Source organism: Lactobacillus sp. WILCCON 0149, from assembly GCF_057197965.1.
The window spans coordinates 850,898-865,358 of sequence record NZ_JBUBHO010000001.1; the positions used below are offsets into that span (position 1 = coordinate 850,898).

General features: G+C 49.3%; 12 protein-coding genes. 4 read left to right on the forward strand and 8 right to left on the reverse strand.

The genetic code is table 11. The annotated features are described in order from the left end of the window. Positions 1-4: 4 nt before the first annotated feature. Positions 5-952 (reverse strand): LCP family protein, encoded by a 948-nt coding sequence (locus ACYVUV_RS04045; RefSeq protein ID WP_439776291.1) that lies wholly within the window; start codon positions 950-952, stop codon positions 5-7. Positions 953-1,012: 60 nt separating this feature from the next. Then, positions 1,013-3,271 (reverse strand): HAD-IC family P-type ATPase, encoded by a 2,259-nt coding sequence (locus tag ACYVUV_RS04050; RefSeq protein WP_439776292.1) that lies wholly within the window; start codon positions 3,269-3,271, stop codon positions 1,013-1,015. A 194-nt stretch (positions 3,272-3,465) separates the two neighbouring features. Between ACYVUV_RS04050 and ACYVUV_RS04055 the strand changes: the two genes are divergently transcribed. Together ACYVUV_RS04055 and ACYVUV_RS04060 are read left to right on the forward strand one after the other, a co-directional pair. Next, positions 3,466-4,317 (forward strand): LysR family transcriptional regulator, encoded by an 852-nt coding sequence (locus ACYVUV_RS04055; protein WP_484499003.1) that lies wholly within the window; start codon positions 3,466-3,468, stop codon positions 4,315-4,317. A gap of 132 nt (positions 4,318-4,449) precedes the next feature. Continuing rightward, positions 4,450-5,634, forward strand: coding sequence for a class I SAM-dependent methyltransferase (locus ACYVUV_RS04060; RefSeq protein ID WP_484499004.1), 1,185 nt, complete (start codon positions 4,450-4,452; stop codon positions 5,632-5,634). 47 nt (positions 5,635-5,681) lie between these two features. On the opposite strand, the gene ACYVUV_RS04065 is transcribed toward ACYVUV_RS04060, so the two are convergent. Together ACYVUV_RS04065 and ACYVUV_RS04070 are read right to left on the reverse strand one after the other, a co-directional pair. Then, positions 5,682-7,184 carry an ABC transporter substrate-binding protein/permease gene (locus ACYVUV_RS04065; protein ID WP_439776295.1) on the reverse strand — a complete coding sequence of 501 codons (1,503 nt, stop codon included), beginning with the start codon at positions 7,182-7,184 and terminating at the stop codon, positions 5,682-5,684. 22 nt (positions 7,185-7,206) lie between these two features. Next, positions 7,207-7,947 (reverse strand): amino acid ABC transporter ATP-binding protein, encoded by a 741-nt coding sequence (locus ACYVUV_RS04070; RefSeq protein WP_439776296.1) that lies wholly within the window; start codon positions 7,945-7,947, stop codon positions 7,207-7,209. Positions 7,948-8,463: 516 nt separating this feature from the next. Between ACYVUV_RS04070 and ACYVUV_RS04075 the strand changes: the two genes are divergently transcribed. Further along, entirely contained in the window at positions 8,464-9,072 is a 609-nt protein-coding gene (locus tag ACYVUV_RS04075; protein WP_439776297.1) for a DUF4230 domain-containing protein, read from the forward strand. A gap of 84 nt (positions 9,073-9,156) precedes the next feature. Here ACYVUV_RS04075 and ACYVUV_RS04080 read toward each other — a convergent pair whose 3' ends face one another. The 3 genes from ACYVUV_RS04080 to eno form a co-directional block, all read right to left on the reverse strand. Then, on the reverse strand, positions 9,157-10,647 hold the full coding sequence (locus ACYVUV_RS04080) for a DUF6693 family protein (RefSeq protein ID WP_484499005.1): 1,491 nt from the start codon (positions 10,645-10,647) through the stop codon (positions 9,157-9,159). Between the two features lie 34 nt (positions 10,648-10,681). Continuing rightward, the gene (locus ACYVUV_RS04085) at positions 10,682-11,071 is read right to left on the reverse strand and encodes a DUF2752 domain-containing protein (protein WP_484499006.1); all 390 of its coding nucleotides are present in this window, start codon (positions 11,069-11,071) and stop codon (positions 10,682-10,684) included. 161 nt (positions 11,072-11,232) lie between these two features. Next, positions 11,233-12,510 carry a phosphopyruvate hydratase gene (gene eno / locus ACYVUV_RS04090; protein WP_002879863.1) on the reverse strand — a complete coding sequence of 426 codons (1,278 nt, stop codon included), beginning with the start codon at positions 12,508-12,510 and terminating at the stop codon, positions 11,233-11,235. Positions 12,511-12,814: 304 nt separating this feature from the next. On the opposite strand from eno, the gene ACYVUV_RS04095 reads away from it, so the two are divergent. Further along, the gene (locus tag ACYVUV_RS04095) at positions 12,815-13,651 is read left to right on the forward strand and encodes a DegV family protein (RefSeq protein WP_484499007.1); all 837 of its coding nucleotides are present in this window, start codon (positions 12,815-12,817) and stop codon (positions 13,649-13,651) included. 96 nt (positions 13,652-13,747) lie between these two features. Here ACYVUV_RS04095 and ACYVUV_RS04100 read toward each other — a convergent pair whose 3' ends face one another. Then, complete coding sequence (locus ACYVUV_RS04100; protein WP_439776301.1) at positions 13,748-14,335, reverse strand: phosphatase PAP2 family protein; 588 nt, start codon at positions 14,333-14,335, stop codon at positions 13,748-13,750. Positions 14,336-14,461 lie beyond the last annotated feature (126 nt).

Genomic DNA, 14,461 nt, shown 5'->3' on the forward strand with positions numbered 1-14,461 from the left:
TGCCTTACTGGCCATTAGCCAGCTGGACCTTTTTCAGGCCTGCTGCCTGCCGAACCAGGTCGCTGATTCTCTGCCGCTCTGCCAGGCTAATGTGCTGGTAGGAGACTCCATCTTGGTTAAAACCGGTTCCGTGGGTGTAGTCGGTTTCCAGCTGGTCGCCGCTGGCCCGGTAAGACTTGGCCATCTGGGTCAAGTCACTGAAAGTCAAATCAGTTCTGACCTGGCTGGAGACAGAATTAAGGAAGGCAGGCTTTAAGAGGCTCTGGACATCGGCTCCGCTCTTAATAATGGCGGTCAAAACCTGTCTTTGCCGTTTTTGCCGGCCGTAGTCGCCTTCTGGGTCGTCATAGCGCATCCGGCAGTATTCCAGGGCCTTGTCCCCGTCCATGTGGGTCGTCACGCCCTTTTTGTAGCTGTAGCCTTCGTAGTCAAAGCTCATGAGGGGAGTGATGTCGACTCCGCCCAGCTGGTCGATGATTGACTTCATCCCGCCCATGTTGATCAAGGCATAAGTATTGACTGGAATCTTGAAATACCGGTCTAAGGTCTGGCTGAGCAGCTTAACCCCGCCATAAGTATAGGCGGCATTGATTTTAGAAGGGGAGTATTGCGGATATTGGGGGAAGTTGACCTGGAAGTCCCGCTCGATGCTGACGATGGTTGACTTCTTGGTCTGGGGGTTGAGGACTAAGACCATGATGGAGTCGGTCCGTCCCTTGTAGTTTCGGCCCAAGGCCCCGGTGTCAGTCCCCATCAAGAGTACGACCAGGGGCCTGTTTTTCTTTAAAACTTCCTCCTTGCTGCCATTTTCAGCCGCCTTTAAGCCGCTTTTTTGGTAGGACCGGCTTACGGCTCTTTCCACATTGAAGTAGCTGTAGGCCAGCATGCCGGATAAGATGACCAGCAACAGAATTGCCAGACTCATGATGATTCTAAAAATTCGCTTACGCATTAAATTCTTCTTTCCCTGTAAAGTTAATTGGCAAAAAATTAGCAAACACACATTTATTTGTTACTTGTTCTTCATGACCGGCTGGTAGACCAGATCGATCAAGACGGCGGCCAGGAAGGCCACGGCCAGTGAGGTTAAGAGCTCCTTGATCCCGATGGCCGGCATGGCGATCCCGCAAAGAGCCAACAGGCAGGTCAAAAGAACATCGGCGATCTGGACACTGGCTACCGGCTTAGATGGGGCAGACTGCCAGAAGAAGCGCTTGGTCCGGGTGATTAGGACGATCATCATGGCGCTCATAACCAAGAAAACGTAGACCATGGTGCCAACTTGATCATGATTTACCCCGGCCTTTGTTAAGGCAGACACGAATGCAAAGCCAATGACGGTCCAGGCAGCGGCCAAGGAAAAAGCGATTTTAGCCAGCTTGCCCATGTCCCAGTTTTCCGGCTTATAAGTGATGTGGGTATTGTCGGTCCCAATCATCATGGTGACCATGTTGTTCATGATCGTGTAGATGACCATGGCATTCAAAGCCATCGGCAGATAGCCGAAAATAAGGTAAGAGAAGGTCAAGAGCATGGTCAGTTCCGCAGTTCTAGCCAGTTTGGTCAAAGACCAGGTGGTCATCCGCTGGTAAACCCGGTGGCCGGCATCCAGGATCTTGACGATTGGAGCCAGGCCGTCGTCCAAAAGGACCATCTTGCTGCTCTTTTTAGCCACGTCAGCGGCATTTGACACGGCGATGCCGACTTCAGCCTGCTTGAGGGCAGGGGAGTCGTTGACCCCGTCCCCGGTCATGCCGACGATGTAGCCGGCCTTTTGGAAGTATTTCACCATAGCCAGCTTGTCTTCCGGCAAAACATCAGCAATCCCGGCCAAATCTTCAGCCTTTACTCCCTCTTTAAAGTCGCTGATGGAGATGACTTTGCCAGTCAAGCCGACTTCTTCAGCCACGCTGGCGGCGGTTTTCTGATTGTCCCCGGTCAGCATGATCGGCTTGATCCCCCGCTTGACCAGTTCGGCCAAGGCAGCCTTTGAATCAGCTCTGACCTTGTCTTTAGTGATAAAAATCCCTGCCAAACGGTCATCGAGCAAAATCCCAACTGACCGGCCCAGGCTGAGGTCGACAGTCGCCAATTTTCCAGAAACAGCCGGATCAATCTTGCTGAGCTGCTTGACTGAACCCAGCTTGACGTCGTGGCCGCCAGCTTGCCCCTCAGAATAGCCCTGGCTGGAAGTGAAGGGGGTAAAAGTTTCTGCTTCTTTAACTCGAATCTTTTTCTCTTGCAGATAGTCCATTAAAGCCAGGTCGATTACGCTTTGGTTGCGCTGGTCGATGGCCAGGCTGGTCAAGGCCAGGACTTCTTCATTTGAGAGCTTTGAAAAATTCGCAAAAGAGGCAACGGCTGTCTTATTTTCAGTAATGGTTCCGGTCTTGTCCAGCAAGAGCAGGTTCAAGTTTGCCGCGTCTTGAATCCCGGTCAGGTCACTGGTCAAAACGCCCTCTTTAGACAGGCGGGTAGCCTCAAAGGAGTTGGAGAGGGCAAAAGTTGACGGCATGGCTACCGGAATAGAAGCGATGAACATCATGGCCAGGAAGGGCAGCATTTCCAGGACGTTTTCGCCCCGGATCACGGCCGCGATCAAGAGGATAACCGTCAAGACTCCGTCCAAAAGGCAGAGGTAGTAGATGATCTTGGTCAAAAGCTGTTGCAGGTGGCCAGGTGCCGCGGACGTGTTGATCAAATTGATGGTCTGTCCGCTTCTTGAATTGGTCCCGGTCGCGCTGACCCTGCCCAGGGCTTCACCATCCATGACGGTCGTGCCCGCAAAGGCAGTGGAGCCAGCTTTTTTGTGAACATTCTTGGCTTCCCCGGTGATTGAGGATTCATCCAAGGTCAAGTCCCCGTCCAAAAGGTCAATGTCGGCAGCTAAAATGTCCCCTCTTTGCAGGTTGACAATATCGCCAACTACCAGATACTTGGAGTCGATCTTTTGCCAGCGGCCGTCTCTTAAAACGGCGACTACGGGGGTCAGCTGCTGGGAAATCGAGCTCAAGACCTTGCGGGACTTCTTCTTCTGCGTGGCTCCGTTGTAGGCGGCAAAGAGCAGCATGAGCAAGACGAAGAGGGACTGGATCCACTTGCCCAGGGCACATTCAAGCAGCAGGGCTGCTTCCAGAATCCAGGCACTGAGATTCCAGAGCTTGCCGGCAAATTCCTTCCAGAAGCTGAATTCCGGTTCCGGGACTTGGTTGAGCCCGTCTTTTTTAAGGCGCAGGTCAGCTTCGGCCTGCGTCAAGCCTTTTTCATTCATTCTAAACATCTCCTTGTAATTATTCTTCAGTCGTGACGTGTTACGTATAGAAGTTATTTTTCTCACTGTTTATTGTAGCCCCTGGGTTGATATAAATAAAATACTGATTTATGATGTAAGATATCTAAAAAGTTGATATCTGTTAACTGGAGAAAGCAAAGAATAAGAATGATGAAATAGAAAAGAGAGGAAAAATGAATTTCAAGCAGCTTAATTACTTTCTGGTCGTAGCTGAAGAAGGGCAGATTACTTCAGCTGCCAAGCGGCTCTTTGTCGGCCAGCCGGCCCTCAGCTACCAGTTAAAGCAATTAGAAGAAGAATTGGGGGCAAAACTTTTTGTCCGCCAGCCCTACGGAATCGAACTGACTGAAGCTGGCAAGAAGCTGCGGGATTATGCTAGCCAAATATTGACCTTAGCCAAAAATGCCCAGACCGAAATTACTGAGCTGGACCAAGGAAGTCGGGGGAGAGTCAAACTCGGTTCCGTCTCTTCTTCAATCGGTGAACTCCCTTCAGCCCAATTGACGGCTTTTGCCCGCCAGCACCCCGGCGTCTCCTTTGATATCTACGAAGACAATACCTTCGGGATCCTGGACAAGCTGCAGGGCAATCTGCTGGACTTGGCCATTGTCCGCACCCCCTACAACCGGGTCAACTTGAATTTTGTCGACATCAGTGATGAGCCGATGACCGCGGTTACCTGCCAGAATTTTTTCCCAGGCAAAGAAAAAGTAGGCCTAAAAGACCTGGCCGGCCAGCCCCTGGTCATCTACCGCCGCTTTGAGGACATGTTCAAGGAAGCTTTCGCGGAAAAAGGCTTGACCCCAAATTTCGTGGTTACGTGCGATGATTCCAGAACCGCCATCCGCTGGAGTGACTCCGGCCTGGGGCTTGCCTTGGTGCCAGAATCAATTGCCAAAACTTACGCCAAAGGCCGCCTTTACCCGGTTGACCTGGCCAAATGGCGGACCCGCCTGCAGCTGGTCTGGCGTAAAGACCGGGTAGTCACCCCGCTTATGCGGCAGATAATCTCCCTCTATGATTAATTTGCAAGCTGGTATGACAATAAAGTATTATGAAAAACGGATTTTTACATTATAATAGATAAGGATAGTCTTTTTCGTTATTTGCTGGAGTTGGCTGAAAAAACAAATGCATCATGAAAGAGGGAATGCTAAATGTTGGAAAAGACCTTTTATAAGACCCTGCTGAGTCACTCCTTCAACATTCCAGTCAAGGTCAATTACTGGGATGGCAAGTCCGACCTGTACGGCGATGGTGATCCGGAAGTAACCATTACTTTTCATGAAAAGCTTCCGGTCAAGGAGATCACCAGCAACGCCTCCCTTGCTTTGGGTGAAGCTTACATGGACAAGAAGATCGAGGTCGACGGCAGCCTGCAGAAACTGCTCGCGGCGGCTTATGAAAGTTCTGAAAGTTTTATGCGGTCGGCCAAGTTCCGCCGCTTTTTGCCTAAACAAAGCCACTCAGAAAAGCAGTCAGCCAGTGATATTCAGAGCCACTATGACGTCGGCAACGACTTTTACAAGCTCTGGCTGGACGACAGTCTGACTTATTCCTGCGCCTATTTCACAGATGGCAATAAAGATGACCTAAAAGCTGCCCAGTTGGCCAAGGTCCACCATATTTTAGACAAGCTGCATCCAGATAAGGGCAAGACTCTCTTGGACATTGGCTGCGGCTGGGGCACCTTGATGCTTACGGCAGCCAAGGAATACGGTTTAAAAGTCACCGGCGTTACCTTGAGTGAAGAACAATACCGGCTGGTAAAAGAAAAAATTTCCGAGCAAGGTCTGGAAGACGTGGCTGAGGTCAAGTTGACCGACTACCGGGAACTGGGTGACCAGGAATGGGATTACATCACCTCTGTAGGGATGTTTGAACATGTCGGCAAGGAAAACATGGGCCTTTACTTTAAAGATGTCGCTCGCTACCTTAAGAAAGACGGGGTGGCCTTGATTCACGGGATTACCCGTCAGCAGGGCGGAGCGACCAACGCCTGGATCAACAAGTATATTTTTCCGGGCGGCTATGTGCCAGGCCTGGAAGAAATGGTTGGCCACATCGTGGAAAACGGCTTGCAACTGGCAGATATCGAAATGCTGCGCCGCCACTACCAGCGGACTTTGGAAATCTGGGACCAGAATTTCAACCTGCACAGAAGCAAAATCCAAGAGGAATTCGGGGAACGCTTTACCCGGATGTGGGACCTTTACCTGCAAGCTTGTGCCGCTTCTTTTGAATCAGGCAATATCGATGTCATGCAGTTTCTTTTGACCAAGGGCCCTTCTGGCAAAAATCTGCCAATGACCCGGGACTACATGACTGGTCATAGAGCTTAAAAATGCAAAGCAAAAACTGGAAGCCGAATCAACGGTTTCCAGTTTTTTTATGCCCGACTTGAAGTCAGGTTCATCCGCCGTTCAAAGTAGTTGAGCAGACGGGTCAGAATAAAGGTAACCACGAAGTAGATGCACATGGTGATAAAAAGTGGCATAACCCCGCGGTAGGTCGCGGTTTGAACCAGGCCGGTCTCGTACATCAATTCCCCAACCCCGATGACGGAAACCAGGGAGCTGTCCTTGGTCAAAGTGATAAATTCATTGCCCAGGGCTGGCCAGATGTTCTTCAAGGCCTGAGGGAAGACCACGTAGCGGTAGGTCTTGGCCTGGCTGAGGCCCAGGGACCGGGCAGCTTCCGTTTGCCCCTTGTCCACGGAATTGATCCCGGACCGGATGTCTTCAGCCACGTAGGCCCCGGAGTTAAGGCCGATGGCGATGATCCCGGCAGCCAGGGCCGGCATATTTTTGATCAGCATCCCTACCCCGAAGTAGACGAACATGATCTGAACCATCTGCGGGGTGCCCCGGAGAAATTCGATGTAGCAAACGGCGATGGCGTGCAGAAGCTTGTTTTTAGACAGGCGCATCAAGGCAAAGATGACACCCAGGATTAAACCAATCGTGATGGAGCAAATCGTAATGATCATGGTGTAGCCCAGGCCTGTAGCAAAGTAGCTGGCGTATTTGCTCATGGAGTTGTTCGTCTTGCTTGAGGCCTGCTTCATGGCCTTGGCAGCGGCGGGGATGTATTTCTTGTTAAAAAGGTCCTGCTTTTGGCAGTTGTTGATGGTCTTGTTGATGGCCTTGACCAGGTCGCCTTGCCCCTTGGCTATACCGACAGCGTTGCCCATCTGAGCCTGGCTGAGGCTGGACTTGACCAAGGAAAGGGAAGTGTCGTTAGTGGCGTAAGTCTTGGCGTTCAGTTCACCCAATAAAACCGCGTCAACCTTGCCGGACTTAAGGGCCATGAGCAGGTTGCTGATCTTGGCCAGGCCCTTAAGCTTGATTCCGCTCTTAGCAGCGTTTTTCTTCAAAGAAGTGTATTGAAGCGACCCAGTTTGGGCACCAACCGTCTTGCCCTTGAAGGAAGAAGTGCTGGTGTATTTGGCCTTGTTGGTCTTATTGATGACAAAGTAGTCGGACTTTTCAGCGTAGTAGATCTTGGAGAAGTCGATGCTCTTCTTCCGTTCTGCCGTTGGCGTCATCCCGGAAATGATGACGTCGATCTTGCCGGTTTCCAGGGCAACCAGGAGGGAGTCAAAGTCCATGTTCTTGATTTCCAGCTTGACTCCCAGGTCCTTGGCGATTTGCTTGGCCAATTCCACGTCGACGCCGACGTACTTGTTTTTGCCGTTGACGTTCTTGGTAAATTCCAGTGGTGGGTAGTCAGCTGACATGCCGACGACCAATTTGCCGGACTTTTTGATCTTCTTCATGACCGTCCCACTGGCCACTTTCTTGCTGCTTGCGGCATCAACAGCTGGAACTGCCGCGGTAAAGAGACCGGCCAAGAGCAGGAGGGCGGTCATAATTTTAAAAAGTTTCTTCATCTTGCTTCTCATCCTTTGCTAGCTACGCTTCCAAAATCTTTGCCAAAAAGTCCTTGGCCCGGTCACTTTGCGGGTGGTCGAAGACCTGATCTGGACTGCCTTTTTCCAAGAGGTAGCCGTCGGCCATGAACCAGACTTCATCAGCGACTTTTCTTGCAAAGCCCATTTCGTGGGTGACGACGACCATGGTCATCCCGGTTTGGGCCAAATCCTGCATGGTCTTTAAGACTTCCCCGACCATTTCCGGGTCTAAGGCACTGGTTGGTTCGTCAAAAAGCATCATGTCCGGCTGCATGGCTAAAGCCCGGGCAATGGCGACACGCTGCTGCTGGCCGCCGGACAGGCTGGCCGGAGAGTGGTCGGCAAAGTCATCCAGACCAACTTTTGTCAGGAGCTCATGGGCTAATTTATCAGCTTCCTGGTCGCTCATTCCCTTGACCTTCATCGGGGCCAGCTTGACATTTTCGATGACGGACATGTTGGGGAAGAGGTTGAAACTTTGGAAGACCATGCCCATCTTCTGCCGCAATTGGTCCAGCTCTTCTTCTTTAAGGTCGGTCAGTTCGGTGCCTTCAAAAATGACCTGGCCGCTGGTCGGCTTTTCCAACAGGTTCAGACAGCGCAAAAAAGTACTCTTGCCTGAACCGGATGGACCAATAACCGTGATGACTTTTCCTTTTTCGATGACGGCATTGATGTCCTTGAGAACTTCCTTGTCGCCGTAATTCTTCTTCAGATGCTTAACTTCGATGATCTTGTTCATGTTTAATCCTTCGTCTAAAAGGACACAAGCAATGAAGAGCTGACAAGCGGCAAAGTTCTGGGCAAGAGTACTTAAAAATGTTCAAGTTGACAGTAATGAAATACTGGAGCCAATGAGCGACTTATGACTGTGACAGCTTTTCATTGCCAGTCCTTGCCTTGCAATGAAACAGCTTCAGTCACCATCATGGATGGTGCTATGTTCGGTGGTGGTAAGTCCTCGTCCTCATTTTGATTTGCTCCTTTTTGAAAAAATAAAAAGTAAAGTAAAGATAAACTTGTAATTAAATCTCTTATTGGTTTTTAATTTTAGCGCAAACAGAAGGCGGATGCAAGGGCAAATGACAACTTTCATGAAAAATGTTGTAAAAATAAGTAAAACAAGCAGATATCCGTATACAGCTAGGAAAAGCAGCTTTTTCCGGCAAATTGCTAAGATATTTAGAAATAACGGCCTTCCTGATTGTTTTTTTCAAGCTGCCTTGCTATGATAGGGGGCACGTAAGGAGGGACTTTTTTGCAAAAAAGAACAGATAAAGGGTCCGGCAGAAGGACAGGATTTCTCCAAAAAATAATCGGTATCTTGATTGCTATGGTATTTTTGGCCGGCGGGATCATGATCGGCCAGCACTTGCCCAGGAAAAGCCGGGACCAGGTAACGGTAGCCACGGTTTCCGCCAAGTTAAAGGCCATCGGGGAACTGGCGACTGAGCAGTACACCTATACCGGCATTTACAAACTGTCTAACGGGCAGATCCCTTTTATCACCAAGAAGGGATTTACCATGGTCTATACGGCGAATTTCAAGGCCGGAGTCAAGGTCAAGGACATCAAGGTGCAAGTTAATAAAGAGCAGGTAACCGTGACTCTGCCACAGAGCCAGCTGCTGGACAAGAAGATCGACCCGTCTTCAATCAAGTTCTATGACCAAAGCTACGCCCTTTTTAACTGGAACCAAAAAGAAGACATTACTAAGGCTGAGCAGGCGGCTTTAAAGAAGGCAACAGGCGCAGCCAAAAAGTCCGGCCTCTTATCCCGGTCGCAAAAGAATGCCAAGAAACTGATCAAGCAGCTGCTCCAGGGGACCCTGGACGGAAGGAAATTGGTCATCAAGACGGCTGAATAAAGAAAAAAGTAAAAAATAAATAAAATACGGCATAAAAATACGCTCAAATCAGACTGATCTGAGCGTATTATTTTTTGTCAACTGTTATTCTGCAGGACTGTGGTCAACATGGGTGTGGGAGTATTGGTAACGCCACAGCCAGCAATATAGCCAAGGGGATGCCAGGAAGCCAAAGGGAATTGCCAATACAATCACGAAGACAAGTCCCCGCCATAATATGCCTAAGGCAGTCCCGTCATAAATCAAGCGGTCATTGTTAATGATCTGGTGCTTGGTCTGCCAGCGAAGAATCATATTGTGAGTCCATGGGTAGGCCAGGCCAAAAGTCACTACTAAGAACAGGAATTGGACGATGTTGTAGCCAATGTACTGGAAGGTGTTACCGTCAAAGCGGGAATCTTCTGCGCCATTTTCACCTTCATAGTAGGTGTGGTTCATGTTCCATTTTTGCAGGCCAACAGGGATGAAGAAGGCAAAAAGCCCGCAAGTGATAATTGTCAAGAATTCCCACAGAATCCAGTGGCCCAAAAGAGAAGCACCAGTCCCATTAAAAGTTACCCGCTTGCCGTCAACCACCATGTGCTTGGTTCTCCAGCGCTGAATAGCGCAGTTGAGCCAAGGCGCGGCGAAGCCGCAGGTAATGATGGTCAAAAGGGTATAGAGCAGATAAGTGCCAAACAAGGCAGCACCAGTCCCGTCAAAGTAGGAGACAGGGCCTGCTTGACCATTCTTGGCTTTCTCTATTTCTTCCTTTTCAGCTTTTTCTTCAGCTTCATGCTTGGCCCGGTAGGTCTGGTAAAAGTCCTGGTAGGCGGCCAGGTCCCGGCTGATGATTGGTTCAACGGCAATGCCTAAGTTCTGCAGCAGGACACGGGAGCAGGTATCGATTCCCCAGACAACGGCCACCCAGCCTAAGATCTTGAAGGTATGTATCAAGGCAGGATTGTAAAAATTATATGAATATGACTGGTTGATCCCCAGACAGCCCAGGAAGGATAAAACTGAAGCCGCGCCAGTAATCCAGCCCCAGACCGTCCGCTTGCTCTCGTCTTTATACAAAACATAGCCAACTGCTACAACGCCTAGGCCAGACCCGACCAGGAAGATGGCTCTGACCAAAAAAGTAGCAACCATGAAAACTGCGTAAAAGACATCATTTAAAGGCAGCAGGTACTGGTCATAGATCCAGCCAGACAGGCGGCCCAGCAGCCACAAAGCCACTGTCATGAAGAGGGGGAAGAGGAGGGCGACGCTGGCAAATTTTTCCAGATTGTCAGGGGTTAGGTAGTCCCGCCAGTTTTCCCAGAAATCTCCTGTCTTTTCGCCAGTCGTCTTTAAACCGGAAGTGATGTCTTTAGCGGCATCATCAATGCCCTGGCCAATTTGCTCGCCCATCTGGTCAATGCTGTTGTCAACCTGGCTTATCACTGATTGATCTTTTGGAGCTGTATCTTTGGCTGGAGCCTTTGCAACTTCTGCCTTAGCATCTGACTCAACTTTTTCAACTGGTGCCCCGCACTTTATGCAAAAGTTGGCACCCTCGGGCAATTTAGTCCCGCAGTGTATGCAATACATTATTCCTCCTAAAATAGATAAAAGCTAAGAAAATTTACAGATTTCTGCCCACGCCAAAACAGACCGCGATAAGGAGAAGGGTAAGCAGAAAGAGAGTTTCCCCCAGCTTGAAATCTTCTTCTCCCTTGAGAACGTAACGGCCTGCCTTATAGAGCAGGTAGATGGCAAAAATCGGCAGCAGGGTCAAGGAGAGGGGATTATACTGCCAAGCCCTGGCAAAATTTCCCTCCAAAATAGCAAGAGCCGCCCGGGTCATCCCGCAGCCAGGGCATAAATAGCCCGTCATTGCCCGAAAAAGACAGGGCAGGCCGTGGCCAGTCAAGTGGTAGCTGGCCAGCAGGGCCGAAGCCGCGGCAATTATGATACTCCCATTGCTGATGACTTCTTTAGCCCGCTGTTTAACACTGCCGTTTTCTATACTCATCTGATTAATACTTTTCTTAGGCATTCTTATCTTTATACAAAATTACAAATTATCATTACTAGTATAAAGAGCAGGGGATTAACTGTCAATTCAACTGGCGGAATTTGGGCACAAAAAAAGATCCGCTTATGCGGATCTTTCTTGAGCTAATCTTTTAATGATTAGTCTTGAGCTGGGAAGAAGTCGAGACGTTCGCCGTCACCGAGTTGTTCTTCGATTCTCAACAATTGGTTGTACTTTTCAACACGTTCTGAACGAGCTGGGGCACCAGTCTTCAGTTGGCCGCCGTTAGTAGCAACAGCGAAGTCAGCGATGAAGGTGTCACCAGTTTCACCTGAACGGTGAGAAATCATGGTGTTGTAGCCGTGCTTACGTGAAATCCGGATGGTTTCCAAAGTTTCAGTTACAGTACCGATTTGGTTCAGCTTGATCAATGAAGCGTTACCTGCGCCTTCCTTGATGGCCTTTTCCAGCAAGCGTGGGTTAGTGCAGATAAAGTCGTCAAGAACGATTTGCAGACGGTCCTTGTGGCTTTGAGTGAACTTAACCATGCCTTCAGTGTCGTTTTCGTCGTATGGGTCTTCCATTGAGATCAATTCTGGGAATTCTGCGAGCAGCTTGTCGTAGTATTCTGCCAATTGGTCACCGTCAAGAACCTTGCCTTCCAGGTGGTACTTGCCGTCTTCCTTGTTGTAGTAGTATGAAGCGGCACAGTCACAAGCGATGGCAATGTCTTCGCCAGGAACGTAACCAGCACGTTCGATAGCTTCGTGCAAAGCCTTCAAAGCTTCTTCTGAGTCCTTCATGTTAGGAGCGAAACCACCTTCGTCACCCAAGCCAGTTTCGTAACCCTTTTCTTCCAAAACCTTCTTCAAGGTGTGGTAAGTGTTAACGATCTTTTCGAAGCCGTCACGGAATGAAGTCTTCTTAACTGGAGTGATCATGAATTCTTGGATGTCGATGCCGTTGTCAGCGTGTTCACCACCGTTGATAACGTTGTGGAAAGTTTGAGGCATTGACAAGTCAGTACCGCCAAGGTAACGGTAAAGAGGTTGGTGGGTAGCCTTAGCAGCTGCTACAGCAGTAGCCATTGAAGTACCCAAGATAGCGTTAGCGCCCAACTTACCCTTGTTTGGAGTACCGTCAAGTTCGATCATAGCCTTGTCGATAGCTGGTTGGTTGAATGGGTCTGCACCTTGCAGTTCGTTGTTGATGGCAGTGTTAACGTTGTTAACAGCCTTCATAACACCCTTGCCGCCCAAACGTGAGCCACCGTCACGCAATTCAACAGCTTCGTTTTCACCAGTTGAAGCACCAGATGGAACTTCAGCGCGGCCAACTACGCCGTTTGACAGAGTAACTTCAACTTCAACAGTTGGGTTACCACGTGAGTCAAAGATTTCTCTAGCATGAACGTTTTCAATAACAACCTTGGTCATTAAAAAATCCTCCTTAAAATACGCTGTTGAAGGAATCCTTCGACAGCAAGAGCATTCGCTCTGTAATTATTTACAAGTTCATTATAGTATAAGCTTGTGAATCCGTAAACAGCTGATTTGTTGAAAACGGATACAATAACCAACTTTTTACAAATTTTACTTTTTGCCAAGAATTTTGCCAGCTTTTTTATCTTGAAAGCGGTTAGTGAAAAAATCCCCCAGTACGGCAAAAACTGTTAAAATAGATTTAGAAACAGGTAAGGCAGAAGAAGCTGCCGGAAAAAAGTAGAATCGGGATAATATTATGGAAAACGTGAGACTGATAGTTGATTCAAGCGCCAATACTTTGAGCGATCCAAGCCGCGGCCTTGAGGTCGTGCCATTGACTTTGACCATCGGCCAGGAAAATTGGCTCGATGACGAGCAGCTGAACATGGCTGCTTTTTTAGGCAAGATGGAAGCCAGCCAGGAAGCAGGCAAGACTGCCGCTCCAAGCATCCAGCGCTGGCTGGACAGTCTGGAAGGCTGCGAGAAGGCAGTGATTGTGACGATCACCAGCGGTTTGTCGGGGACGTACTCTTCAGCCTTGCAGGCCAGAGACATCTATTTAGAAACCCACCCGCATGCCCAGATCGTCGTGGTTGACTCCCGGTCAGCGGGGCCTGAATTGGAAGTGATTCTGGAAGGAATCGAAGAAATTCTTAAAGATGACAAGCTGCGTTTTGCTGACTTGGAAGCAAGAATTGCCGACTACCGGACCCAGACCCACCTGGTTTTCGTCCTTCAGTCGCTGAGAAATCTGTCTTTAAATGGCCGGGTTTCCCCAGCTGTAGCAAAGATTGCTGGGATGCTGAAGATCAATTTGATTGGGACGGCCAGCGTTGACGGTGACCTGCAGCCTGTAACCAAGGCTAGAGGGATGAAGAAGGCCTTGCGGGAACTGGTCAAGCAGATGAAAGAAGAGAAGTACCAGGGCGGCCGGGTAGTGATTGACCACTGCGAAAATGAGGCCGATGCTGAAAAGCTGAAGGAAATGCTTTTGGCTGAATTCCCTGATGCTGAGATTTCCATCCGGCCGATGCGGGGCCTGTGCTCTTTCTACGCGGAAAGAGGGGGGCTCATGGTCGGCTTTCACAATTAAAAGCAAGAATAAAAAGTCCAGAGTTCTGTTAAATTAGAACTCTGGACTTTTTGTCTCTATTATTCTTATCGTCTGTTGTTATTGGTACTATTATTTTTACTTTAAAAAGAGAGCGGCATAGATTGTCTGCACGACTGTAAAACAGAAAACTGACAGAGCAACCGCCCCGATCACGTCAGAAGGGTAGTGGGCCCGGAGATTGAGGCGGGAAATGACGACAAAGAGCCAGTAGATGATGAGAAATACGGCGAAATACTGGTCAAACAGCCGGCGCAAAAGAGCGTAGAGAATGAGGCACATGGTTGTCGCCCCTAAGACGTGGCCGCTGGGGAAGCTGTAGCCCTCTTCTTCTGACAGGTGGGCATGAGGGCGGCTGCGCTTGACCAAATGCTTGATGATCACACCCGCCGCGTCGGTCACCCCCAGGGTGGCCAGGACCCAAAGGCCCAGGCGGTAGTTGCCTTCATTTAAGAGGAGGCCGGCGATCAAGACATCCCAGACAATGACCAGTTTTGGCTCGTTGATGAAGGCAATGATCTTCCAAAAAATATTCTTCTGTGTCCGCACCAGTTTCTTGTGCAGCTTCTTGTCCAGGCGGTTGAAGGCCGGAGAGTAGAGAATGTTGAGAATCAAGACCAGCAGGACCAGCCCTGAGATTGTCAATGAAATAAGGTCGATTCGCAAATTTTCATTTTCTTTCTAACAAAATTTGACTTGTCCAGTTAAAAATACAACTGGACTTTTACGGAAAATATTCTACACGTCAGCGGCTGGAAAATCAACCATCAAAGGGAAGCGCATACAAAGCTG

Coding starts and splice junctions, on each gene's coding strand:
- ACYVUV_RS04055 (WP_484499003.1), top strand. CDS start 3,466: ATGAATTTCAAGCAGCTTAATTACTTTCTGGTCGTAGCTGAAGAAGGG.
- ACYVUV_RS04080 (WP_484499005.1), bottom strand. CDS start 10,647: ATGTATTGCATACACTGCGGGACTAAATTGCCCGAGGGTGCCAACTTT.
- eno (WP_002879863.1), bottom strand. CDS start 12,510: ATGACCAAGGTTGTTATTGAAAACGTTCATGCTAGAGAAATCTTTGAC.
- ACYVUV_RS04065 (WP_439776295.1), bottom strand. CDS start 7,184: ATGAAGAAACTTTTTAAAATTATGACCGCCCTCCTGCTCTTGGCCGGT.
- ACYVUV_RS04050 (WP_439776292.1), bottom strand. CDS start 3,271: ATGAATGAAAAAGGCTTGACGCAGGCCGAAGCTGACCTGCGCCTTAAA.
- ACYVUV_RS04070 (WP_439776296.1), bottom strand. CDS start 7,947: ATGAACAAGATCATCGAAGTTAAGCATCTGAAGAAGAATTACGGCGAC.
- ACYVUV_RS04085 (WP_484499006.1), bottom strand. CDS start 11,071: ATGAGTATAGAAAACGGCAGTGTTAAACAGCGGGCTAAAGAAGTCATC.
- ACYVUV_RS04060 (WP_484499004.1), top strand. CDS start 4,450: ATGTTGGAAAAGACCTTTTATAAGACCCTGCTGAGTCACTCCTTCAAC.
- ACYVUV_RS04045 (WP_439776291.1), bottom strand. CDS start 952: ATGCGTAAGCGAATTTTTAGAATCATCATGAGTCTGGCAATTCTGTTG.
- ACYVUV_RS04095 (WP_484499007.1), top strand. CDS start 12,815: ATGGAAAACGTGAGACTGATAGTTGATTCAAGCGCCAATACTTTGAGC.